Annotated in this window: 10 protein-coding genes and 1 tRNA gene; 4 read left to right on the forward strand and 7 right to left on the reverse strand. The window is 36.1% G+C overall.

The window, feature by feature from the left end; all coding sequences use genetic code 11:
- Positions 1-100: 100 nt before the first annotated feature.
- The gene (locus tag EDD71_RS09955; protein WP_133628588.1) at positions 101-1468 is read left to right on the forward strand and encodes an MATE family efflux transporter; all 1368 of its coding nucleotides are present in this window, start codon (positions 101-103) and stop codon (positions 1466-1468) included.
- Positions 1469-1504: 36 nt separating this feature from the next.
- Here EDD71_RS09955 and EDD71_RS09960 read toward each other — a convergent pair whose 3' ends face one another.
- On the reverse strand, positions 1505-1996 hold the full coding sequence (locus EDD71_RS09960; RefSeq protein ID WP_243116443.1) for a hypothetical protein: 492 nt from the start codon (positions 1994-1996) through the stop codon (positions 1505-1507).
- A gap of 189 nt (positions 1997-2185) precedes the next feature.
- Here EDD71_RS09960 and EDD71_RS09965 point away from each other — a divergent pair.
- Positions 2186-2261, forward strand: a tRNA-Ala gene (locus EDD71_RS09965).
- 407 nt (positions 2262-2668) lie between these two features.
- Complete coding sequence (locus EDD71_RS09970) at positions 2669-2839, forward strand: zinc-ribbon domain-containing protein (protein WP_133628589.1); 171 nt, start codon at positions 2669-2671, stop codon at positions 2837-2839.
- Between the two features lie 132 nt (positions 2840-2971).
- Here the strand turns inward: EDD71_RS09970 and EDD71_RS09975 are convergent, their stop codons facing one another.
- From EDD71_RS09975 to EDD71_RS09995, 5 genes are all read right to left on the reverse strand, one after another.
- Positions 2972-3190 carry an alpha/beta-type small acid-soluble spore protein gene (locus tag EDD71_RS09975; protein WP_133628590.1) on the reverse strand — a complete coding sequence of 73 codons (219 nt, stop codon included), beginning with the start codon at positions 3188-3190 and terminating at the stop codon, positions 2972-2974.
- 201 nt (positions 3191-3391) lie between these two features.
- Positions 3392-3589, reverse strand: a complete 198-nt coding sequence (locus EDD71_RS09980) for an asparagine synthase (protein ID WP_133628591.1) — start codon at positions 3587-3589, stop codon at positions 3392-3394.
- 126 nt (positions 3590-3715) lie between these two features.
- Positions 3716-4234, reverse strand: coding sequence for a PTS sugar transporter subunit IIA (locus EDD71_RS09985; RefSeq protein ID WP_133628592.1), 519 nt, complete (start codon positions 4232-4234; stop codon positions 3716-3718).
- Positions 4235-4358: 124 nt separating this feature from the next.
- Complete coding sequence (locus tag EDD71_RS09990) at positions 4359-5681, reverse strand: 6-phospho-alpha-glucosidase (RefSeq protein ID WP_133628593.1); 1323 nt, start codon at positions 5679-5681, stop codon at positions 4359-4361.
- Between the two features lie 67 nt (positions 5682-5748).
- On the reverse strand, positions 5749-7302 hold the full coding sequence (locus tag EDD71_RS09995; RefSeq protein ID WP_133628594.1) for a PTS transporter subunit EIIC: 1554 nt from the start codon (positions 7300-7302) through the stop codon (positions 5749-5751).
- Between the two features lie 354 nt (positions 7303-7656).
- Here EDD71_RS09995 and EDD71_RS10000 point away from each other — a divergent pair, with 354 nt between their 5' ends.
- Positions 7657-8415, forward strand: a complete 759-nt coding sequence (locus tag EDD71_RS10000; RefSeq protein ID WP_133628595.1) for a MurR/RpiR family transcriptional regulator — start codon at positions 7657-7659, stop codon at positions 8413-8415.
- Positions 8416-8445: 30 nt separating this feature from the next.
- On the opposite strand, the gene EDD71_RS10005 is transcribed toward EDD71_RS10000, so the two are convergent.
- Positions 8446-9399, reverse strand: a complete 954-nt coding sequence (locus EDD71_RS10005; protein WP_166636433.1) for a L,D-transpeptidase family protein — start codon at positions 9397-9399, stop codon at positions 8446-8448.
- Positions 9400-9898 lie beyond the last annotated feature (499 nt).

A 9898-nucleotide genomic window follows, 5' to 3' on the forward strand; every position in this document is an offset into this window, starting at 1 on the left:
AAAAATTTATATGCCTTTTACCCTTTGTTCTATTTTGTTGATATAATGTTTTAATTATCCTATAATATTATTTAAACTTATAAATACAGGAGGTGCTTTAGTGGACAGATCAAAACTACTTGGAGAAGAGAGTATAGGAAGGCTCCTTCTTAAATTCTCCATACCGGCAATAACAGGAATGCTTGTAAATGCATTATACAACGTAGTAGATAGAATATTTGTAGGAAATGGCGTTGGTGCTATTGCCATAACGGGCATCACAATTTCATTTCCTATAATGAACATTATAATGGCCTTTGGAATGCTCGTTGGGATTGGAGCAGCGTCCCTTGTTTCAATAAGGCTTGGCCAAAAGAAAAAGAACGAGGCAGAACAGATATTAGGAAATGCTCTAACTCTTACTATTATCATATCCCTTACCCTGACTGTTTTAGGTATTGCTTTCCTTGATCCAATACTTATAAAATTCGGAGCAAGCGGAGAAGCCCTTTTATACTCCAGGCAGTATACTTCTATAATAATATACGGTATTATATTTCAAAATCTTGCATTCAGCATGAACCATTCCATAAGAGCCGAAGGAAGCCCAAAGATGGCAATGATTACAATGCTGATAGGTGCTGTTTTAAATACAATACTTGATTATATACTTGTATTCATATTTAAAATGGGCGTTCAGGGGGCTGCGATAGCAACTATTTTCTCGCAGGCTGTCAGCGCTGCATGGGTGCTTTCATATTTCTTTGGAAAGAGAAGCACTCTTAAAATTCATAGAGCTAATCTCAGTCTTAGAAAAGATGTAATTCTGTCTATATTTTCAATAGGAATGTCCCCCTTTGCAATGCAGCTTGCAGCCAGTGCTATTACAATAATATTAAATTCAAAACTTTTAGCCTACGGTGGAGATATAGCCGTTGCTGCAATGGGAGTTATAAATAGTATAACTATGCTTATACTAATGCCTATATTTGGTATAAACCAGGGTTCCCAACCAATAATAGGGTTTAACTATGGAGCTCAAAAATATGACCGTGTAAAAAAAGCCCTAAAGCTTGCAATAATTGGAGCAACAGCAGTATCTATAATGGGCTTTATAGTAATACAGCTGTTCCCTCAGTTTCTCATAGGGCTATTTGGAAAAGATTCTCCAGAACTTATTGAAAAAGGTTCCCACGGTATCAGGATTTTCCTATCCATGCTTCCTATAATAGGGTTCCAGATAGTTAGCGCAAACTACTTCCAGGCAGTCGGAAAGCCAAAACATTCTATGTTTTTAAGCCTTTCAAGACAGGTTATAGTTTTAATACCTCTTCTGCTTATACTGCCGAACTTCTTTAAGCTTGACGGTGTATGGATGGCAGGCCCTGCATCTGACTTTATTTCATCCATCTTAACCGGATTATTCCTTTTCATCGAAATAAGGCATTTAGAAAATAGGCATAAAGAAACAAAAACTGAATTGGCATAAATAGCAGCCCCTGAAACTAATATCAGGGGCTCATTTTTAATATATGGGATATTGCGGATACCATGGATAGGGTCCATAGTATGGAGGATATCCTCCATAGGGTGGATGTGGAAACGGCCTCCTTCTTCTCCTTCTCCTTCTTCTTCCCAGAAGTTCTCCTATAAGTGAAACTCCCACAAGGTCTCTTAAAAGACGCCTTCTTCCATACCCAAACTGCCTTGACATATTGTCCTTTGATGACTTTATCTCCTTTTCTACTTCTTCTTCCACCTCATCGCATATTTCTTCTATCATCTCGTCCATTTCTTCACGATCTGGAATATGCATTTCACCGTGCTTCGTCTCCATAATATCGCATCGGTTTACAACTGCAGGCCTTATAATATAGTATGTTTCAGGATACATCATCTCAAGCCTCTGCTCACCCTCATCCTCCATGTTCTCCATATCCATAATTGGACAGCACTGAACAGGCATTTGCATCATTGGCATTGATTGAACGTACTCCATCTTCTCCTTATCCTTCACCTTAAAACCTCCTGCTTAATATATACATTTTATACTATGCATATTAGGCGGAATTGGTAACAGGGTATATAATTATGTATCGATTCTTTAAAATAAAACTTATTACTGGAATCTAGATGCGAAATCTCTGAAAAACTAATAAATTGAGTAGAAATTTTTAAAAAGCTTTGATATAATATATTTGTAATCGGGGGCGTAGCTCAGTTGGGAGAGCGCTTGAATGGCATTCAAGAGGTCGTGGGTTCAAGTCCCATCGTCTCCACCATATTCTAATGTATTATAATGTACTGATATGTAAAAAGCCTTGAAAATCAAGGCTTTTTTATTTTCCTCGTTGTGCTGGATAGATTTACAGATCGGCGCTGCGATAAAAAATATATTCCATCCGCTACTATGGCGGTGATGTTTCGAAGAAGGCAAGGAATATATAAGAAATGGCAAAATGTAAGAAGAAAAATGGAGATAAATCATGAATATTGCTGTTTAAAATACAAAGACAATTTACATTCCTGTTTAAGGAAAGTTATGAATTTTATAATGAATTTTGATTAAAATGTAAGATTTGTGTGCATAATATACATATGATTTAACATACAAGACGTAAAACCTCCTTATCTGGAAGTTTAGTTCTTGTTTGTTTAAATCAAAATCCCAGGATAAGGAGGTATATGTATGCCAGATAAAACCTTGATATGTAAGGACTGTGAAAAGGAGTTCCTGTTCACTGAGGGAGAGCAGGTATTTTACAAGGAAAAGGGCTTTCAAAATGACCCGGTAAGATGTCCTGAGTGCAGAAGGGCGAGAAAACAAGCCAGGCGAAACAACACCTCATACTTAAGATAGTTTTTAAAGGGGGGCTTGCCTCTCCTTTTTTATTGTTTTGTTTGTGACTTCATACAGTTTATACTAATAGCAGGCGGCCTACAAAAAAGGAAACACCCTTTCGGATGCTTCCTTTTTTCTATATACTAAAGATTATTGTCTTCCAGCAAGATTTCTTTCATAAGCTTCAACCATGTGTTTTACCATAAATCCACCAACATAACCATTCTGTCTTGAAGTGAGAGTTCCCTTATCAACTGTTTGATAGTTAGCTATACCTACTTCGTTAGCTACTTCATATTTAAACTGCTCAAGTCCCTGTTTAGCTTCTGGAACTACTAACTGATTTCTTCCTGTTTTGTTGTTAGGCATCTTTGTCACCTCCTGTTTTGTTTGTTATTATTAATTTGTCACATTTTGTCGATATTATTCTATGTAAATTATTCCACTTTAAATTAAAATTATAAATAGTTTAAAAAATGAACATGCAGAACTAATCCTAAAAAGTTTATGTAATTTTCCTTATAAAAAATGAATAAGGGCTGTCATAAGGCCCTTATCCGTTAAAACCCTTCATCTTCTGTTTTGAATAAGGTCTATGGCTCCAAGTACAACATGCGCTAATCCAAAGCCTATTATACCTGCTTCAACCATAGGCATTATATCTCTCCTTCTCATTCTTCTTTTTCCCGTATCCATTCCTCTGAGAACTGCCCCAGTTGCAGCAACAGCTGTACCCAGAACTGTTGGTATTAAGCCTTCTCGTACCATGAGACCCCCTCCTGTTCAATTAAAATGAAGATTCACTATTATATTGCTCAAAATATGAAAATTTATTATATGAACAGATAAAAAACATCTGGAATTCATATTAGTTCCGGTGTTTTTTGCTTATAATTAATTTTTATTTATTTTTATAAAAGCAACTCCCTCTTCTCCAAGGGCTACATTACCCATTTTCTCAACTATTAATGTCTCTCCATCTCCAAGGTTTGAAACTATAACAGGCGTAATAACAGATGGTACCTTGTCTTTAATTCTATCTATGTCAATATTAAGAAGCCTGTCACCAATTTTTACTACCTGTCCCTCATTTACAAATAGCTCAAAGCCTTCACCATTTAGGTTAACCGTTTCAACACCAACATGTATAATTATTTCTCTTCCATTTTTTCCTTTAAGGCCTATAGCATGCTTTGTAGGAAATATACTTGCAACAACTCCGTCTATAGGTGAAACTACAATACCCTTTGAAGGAATAACAGCAAAACCGTCCCCCATCATTTTTTGTGAAAATACAGGATCTGGAACCTCAGTAATTGAAACCACCTTTCCTTCAAGTGGCGACGCTATGTATTCATAATCTTTATTTTCTTTCTTATTATTTCCTAATATGTTCTTCAAAAATTTTAACATCCTAAGTTCCTCCTAACATGCTCCTATAAAAGCAAGGGCATGAGCAAAAATCGAAAATGCTATCCATGTAACATGCTGCCGATAATTTTACTCATGCCCCATAACTTATTATCGATATTCTATATTACTTAAGTTCCGGCCAGTAATCCTTGTTTGCTTCAATTAATGCATCAAGTACCTGTCTTGCCTTCTTTGCTGATACTACTGTTCTGTTAAGTGTTAATGCCTGAAGTGCCTTTTCATATGAGCCTTCAAAGTATGCATCAACTGTAAGCTTTTCATATGCAAGCTGAGCTTCCATCATACCCTTGTAGAAGGTTCCTATCTTACCTACGGCAAGTGGCCTTGGCCCATTTGCCGTAAGAACTGCAGCTACTTCAACCATGGCATCATCCTGGATGTTCGAAATTATACCGTTATTTTCAACTATAACGATGTATATTCTTCCCTTATTATACGCAATGGATTCTGCAACTTCTATAATAAATTCACTGTGGGCGTCGTTGTGTACAAGCACAGAATCTTTAGCTGTACCAGCCTCTGCAACTCTTTTACACTCTGCAAATATTCTTTTTTCCCTTCCATCCATAACTTCATTTGCACGAGTATAGTTTGGATCAAGGTGTGATACTTTGTAATCAGGATAGTAGTAGTATTGAAGGTATGTGTTTGGAAGATAATCTGGGAAGTCAATAAGCATGTCTCTAACCATTGCATATGTGTCAAGCCATGACTTATCCCTTTGCTCTGCATCTGCAGGCTTAAATCCACCTTCTAAAATGAGTTTCTTAAGCTCAGGAAGAAGGTCCTTTCCTTCCTTGTCATAAAGGTGTGTAAACCATCCAAAGTGATTTAAACCGAAGTATACAGGTTCAAATTCGTTTGGATCCTTTCCAAGCAATCTTCCATAGGATCTTAAAAGGTTAACCGGCTGATCGCAGATGTTAAGTATCCTCTTATCATCAGGGAATACCCTTCTTAATGCCTCTGCGACTATAGCTGCTGGATTTGTATAATTTAATATCCATGCATCCTTTGAATATTTTCTTATATCGTTTATTGTCTTTATCATATCACGGATCGATCTAAGCCCATATGCAAATCCTCCAGGTCCGCAGGTTTCCTGTCCTAAGATTCCCATGCTTAGAGGAATCTTTTCATCCTTTTCTCTCATCTTAAATCCACCGGTTCTCATCTGCATAAAGACGAAATCTACATCAGCATAGGCTTCTTCTACATTTGTTGTATAGTGAAATTCAAGCTCTGGATATTGTTCCCTGAATAGTATCTTTGCAAATTCTCCTATTATTGCCTGTCTTTCTGCGTCTATATCAAACATAATAAGCTTTTTGAGCGGAAATCTATCCTTCATTTTGCATAGACTTTGCAGAAGTCCTGGCGTCCAGGTACTTCCTCCTCCGACTAAAGTAAGATTGAACTTTTTCATAATGATCTCTCCTATCTATTTTATATTTGACCCGGCAAGCAAAATCAGTTATCTGCCGAATCATGGTCTAAGCAATTTTCTTAAGCTGCTTTGTTACAGCTACTTTAATTGAAGATACAGATGGTCCGTAGATTATTTGAATATCGGTCTTGCTTGGCTTTATAACACCTGCTGCACCAGTTTTTGCAAATCCCTTTTCATCAACAAGGCTCATGTCCTTTACAACAACACGAAGTCTTGTAAAGCAGTTGTTTACACTTTCTATGTTTGACTTTCCACCAAGAAGCCTTATTATTTCCAATGCCTTAGCATCAAGATCATCAGCTTCTAAACCTACAGAATCCTCAAAAGCAACATCTTCTTCACGTCCTGGGGTCTTAAGGTTCATCTTTTCGATGACAAACTTAAATACGAAGTAGTATACAAATGCATATATAATACCGATCGCAAGCGTTATATACCACTTTGTATTTTCTTGAAGCATACCAAATACCACAAGGTCTATAACTCCACCCTGAGTATTTCCTATTGCAACGCCTAAAACGTGGTTGAGCATGAATGAGAGACCACTGAGTACTGAGTGTATTATGTATAATACAGGTGCAACGAACAGGAACGAGAATTCAAGGGGTTCTGTTATTCCTGTTACGAAGGATGCCAAAGCTCCTGCCATGAGAACACCCTTTATACGCTGCTTGTTTTCTGGTTTTGCTGTTCTATACATTGCAAGTGCTGCACCTGGAAGACCAAACATCATTATTGGAATCTTTCCCTGTGCAAGAAATCTTGTTGCTTCTGTTGAGAATGAGCTAACCCCTGCGCCAAGTTGAGCGTAGTAAATATTAAGTGCTCCTGCAATTGTTTTTCCTCCTATAACCATTTCTCCACCAACAGGTGTAAATCTAAACATTGCGTTGAGTATATGATGAAGCCCAAATGGAATCAATAATCTTTCAAGAAGTCCAAAGAGGAATGTTCCAAAGTAACCAAGGTTAGCAATAGCATAACCTAAACCTTGAATTGCTGCACTTATTGGAGGCCATACTACCGGAACGAAAAGTCCAAGTAGTGAAAATACAAAGGTTGTAACTATTGGAACAAAACGCGTTCCTCCGAAAAATCCAATGTAATCAGGTAATTTTATTGTGTAGAACCTGTTATGAAGGGCTCCCGTTACCATACCCACTATGATACCACCAAACACACCCAGCTGAAGCGTTTGAATTCCCAGCGTCATGCCCTGTCCTAATTCCGTCATCTTAGCTGCTGGTGCTAAGGTTTTAGTAGCAGTTAACACAAAGTTTATCGTTACGTTTAAAATAATGTATCCAACGAATCCTGAAAAACCTGCAACTGCTGTTTCATCCTTAGCAAGTCCAATTGCAAGGGATATAGCAAAGAGCACCGGCAGGTTTCCAAACAGTGCTCCAGTTACTGCCTTCGTAAACTGGAATATCATCTGTAGGGTGGAATTCCCTAAGAAAGGCATCTTGGCTATAACATTTGGGTTTGAAAATGCTGCGCTTATTCCAAGGAATATACCAGCAAAGGATATCAAGGCTATTGGAAGCATAAAGGCTTTTCCTAATCTTTGAAAATAGTTGTTTAATTTTTTAAGCATTTACTAACCCCTCGTTTTAAAAATGATCTCATCAATTTTTTCTGTAATATGTGAATAATAAATACCATTTAAAAATATCAAATTTTTTCAAAGATTGTCGACAAACTTCGAATTCAATTATATTATATAGTTATAAGATGGTTTTCGAAATGCTTTTCAGACATTTAGAAATTTAGTTTGCAAATTGACTTTTTTTCATTTTCTGAAACTTTTTTCACCCTAAGCACTGTTATATTACCTTATTTCAAAAATTTGACTTTAAATTCTATGTGCTGTTGACTATACTATTAATGTACGTATATGCAGAAAATTGCAAAAATCAATTATATATAATTCTTATGCTTGGGAGGTACCATGGATTTTTTCATTCGAATAGAAAAGGAAAGGGAAAAGCTTAATAAAAATGAAAATGAGCTTCTAAAGTATTTTATAGAAAATGCACAGGACATTAAGAACATGAAGATACAGGATGTGGCAAAAAAAACCTTTGTATCCACAGCAGGGATTATTCGCTTTTGCAAGAAGCTTGGCTTTAACGGATATTCAGAGTTAAAAAACAGCCTTGCATTAACTGTTAAAAACCAGGGCGAGAAGGGCAGAGTTTATACACAGTCAAAAACATCTTCCAATATTTTTAATGATATAGATAAAACTAAAGACATGATTAATGACTCTATAATAGATGAAATTACTGATCTCATACACGAGACTGAAAGAATTGATTTTTATGGAGAAGGCTCCTCAAGATTGGTATGCATGGAAATGTCAAGGCGCTTTCAGCTTGTTGGAAAGCAGACCTATCACTACGATGATACAAGTATTATGTATCTTTCGGCAAGTACTCTAAAAGAAAAGGACCTCGTTTTTGCAATATCAATGTCAGGCGAAACATCCCAGATTATAAGGGCTGTAAATATAGCAAAAACCAAAAAGGCCACCGTGGTTTCCTTAACAAGCATGAGCCTTAACACCCTATCAAACATTGCAGACAAATCCCTGTTTATTTACTCCACAAAGTACTCTATTAATGGCATAAACTTTATATCAAGAATACCTGCAATTATCCTGATGGAGTATGTTTTTAATAAATATGTTGAAAAATATGTGGGTTAAACTTACAAAACTCTCCATTATGGAGAGTTTTTAATTGATATATACAGTCGTGCCGTTAGGAATATTATCATAAATGAATTTTGCATTTTCTATTGAGAGCCTCACACAGCCATGGGACAATTTCATTCCAAGCCTTCCATCAACAATTTTTCCATTGTTATCTAATATTACTGAGTGGAACAAATAGCTCCCATAGAATCTTGTATAATACTTGCATATAGTGTTTTTATTAACACGGAAATAACTTCCCCTGCCGTTTACTTTAAAAGTACCTTTAACTGTAGGAGTTGAAGGTTTTCCTACCGTACATAACATATCCCTATATAAACGCCATGAGCCTTTTTCTCCGGTAAAAACATATGCGTGGCGTGTTTCTGTGTTCACCCATATTAAATATTTTGTTGTACTTGACAATCCCTTTCCGTTTACAAAAGCTTCAATTGTATTTATCGATGAAGTATCTTTTGATGTTTCAGGATTCTTTGGTGGAGTGTACATGGTTTCTTTAGTTGGCTTTAAGGAAAGTTTATAAAGTGTCTGTTCTCCTACTATGCCATCTACAGGTATTTTATTTCTCCTTTGAAAATCCTTAACTGCCCAGAGGGTTTTAGTGCCAAAGAAGCCATCCACAGGCAAGCTATAGTTAAATTTATTAAGGCTTCTCTGTATTTCCTTTATTTTTTCTCCCTTATCTCCAAATCTATATGACTTAACTTCTTCTGCAGGTTCCTGTTTTTTCTGTTCATCATTTGTTTTGTTGGTAGTTTCATCGTTCTGTTTACTATTTTGCTCATTGTTCTGTTTTTCAGGGCTTCCTTTTTTATCGTTGGATTGATTTGAATTATTCCCTGCGGTGTTGTTATTTTCAGAATTTATTCCTTTCTGGGGGGAAGATTGCTCTACAGGAGCCGAGCCACATCCAAATATCAGAAAAGAGAGAACTGTAGAGCATATAATAGTCATTAACAATTTCTTGAAGTTCATCATTTTATCACCTGAAAAAATTACTTAAAGGATAAAATTCAATTAATACCTGTTCTATGCTTTTTATTAGCCTCACCTCCCAGCACTTTTCAAATTTAAAGAATTTAATAGCATTATAAATATATGAAGCATATCAAATATCTGTGACAATTAAAATAGGGACGGTTCACAATTTAGCAACACGTGTAAAAACTCCATTTTTTCTCTGAAATTACAGTTATTTTACTTCATTAGCGCCTACTATGCCTAATTTTAAGCTGAACTTTTAAGCTCCATATCCCCAAAAAATAAAAAAAGACATTGCTTGTCCATGTCTTATCCTCACTAAAAGAACTTTAGCTCTAAGAATTTTTCGCCATGCTGTTTAATTTCCGTTTTAAAAATAGAGTACAAGCACCTTTAAACACTTTGGATTAATCCATATTATCTATACTGTGCTATCATCCTAATTTCTTAAGCCGACCTTTCCTTTATAAGTCTATCTATCACGCCCATATAC

Origin of the sequence: Fonticella tunisiensis (assembly GCF_004364155.1) — a bacterium.
GTDB lineage: Bacteria > Bacillota > Clostridia > Clostridiales > Caloramatoraceae > Fonticella > Fonticella tunisiensis.

Excerpts from the sequence above, each read along its gene's own strand:
- EDD71_RS09970 (WP_133628589.1), top strand. The coding sequence starts at position 2,669 with ATGCCAGATAAAACCTTGATATGTAAGGACTGTGAAAAGGAGTTCCTG.
- EDD71_RS09975 (WP_133628590.1), bottom strand. The coding sequence starts at position 3,190 with ATGCCTAACAACAAAACAGGAAGAAATCAGTTAGTAGTTCCAGAAGCT.
- EDD71_RS09980 (WP_133628591.1), bottom strand. The coding sequence starts at position 3,589 with ATGGTACGAGAAGGCTTAATACCAACAGTTCTGGGTACAGCTGTTGCT.
- EDD71_RS09985 (WP_133628592.1), bottom strand. The coding sequence starts at position 4,234 with ATGTTAAAATTTTTGAAGAACATATTAGGAAATAATAAGAAAGAAAAT.
- EDD71_RS09990 (WP_133628593.1), bottom strand. The coding sequence starts at position 5,681 with ATGAAAAAGTTCAATCTTACTTTAGTCGGAGGAGGAAGTACCTGGACG.
- EDD71_RS09995 (WP_133628594.1), bottom strand. The coding sequence starts at position 7,302 with ATGCTTAAAAAATTAAACAACTATTTTCAAAGATTAGGAAAAGCCTTT.
- EDD71_RS10000 (WP_133628595.1), top strand. The coding sequence starts at position 7,657 with ATGGATTTTTTCATTCGAATAGAAAAGGAAAGGGAAAAGCTTAATAAA.
- EDD71_RS10005 (WP_166636433.1), bottom strand. The coding sequence starts at position 9,399 with ATGAACTTCAAGAAATTGTTAATGACTATTATATGCTCTACAGTTCTC.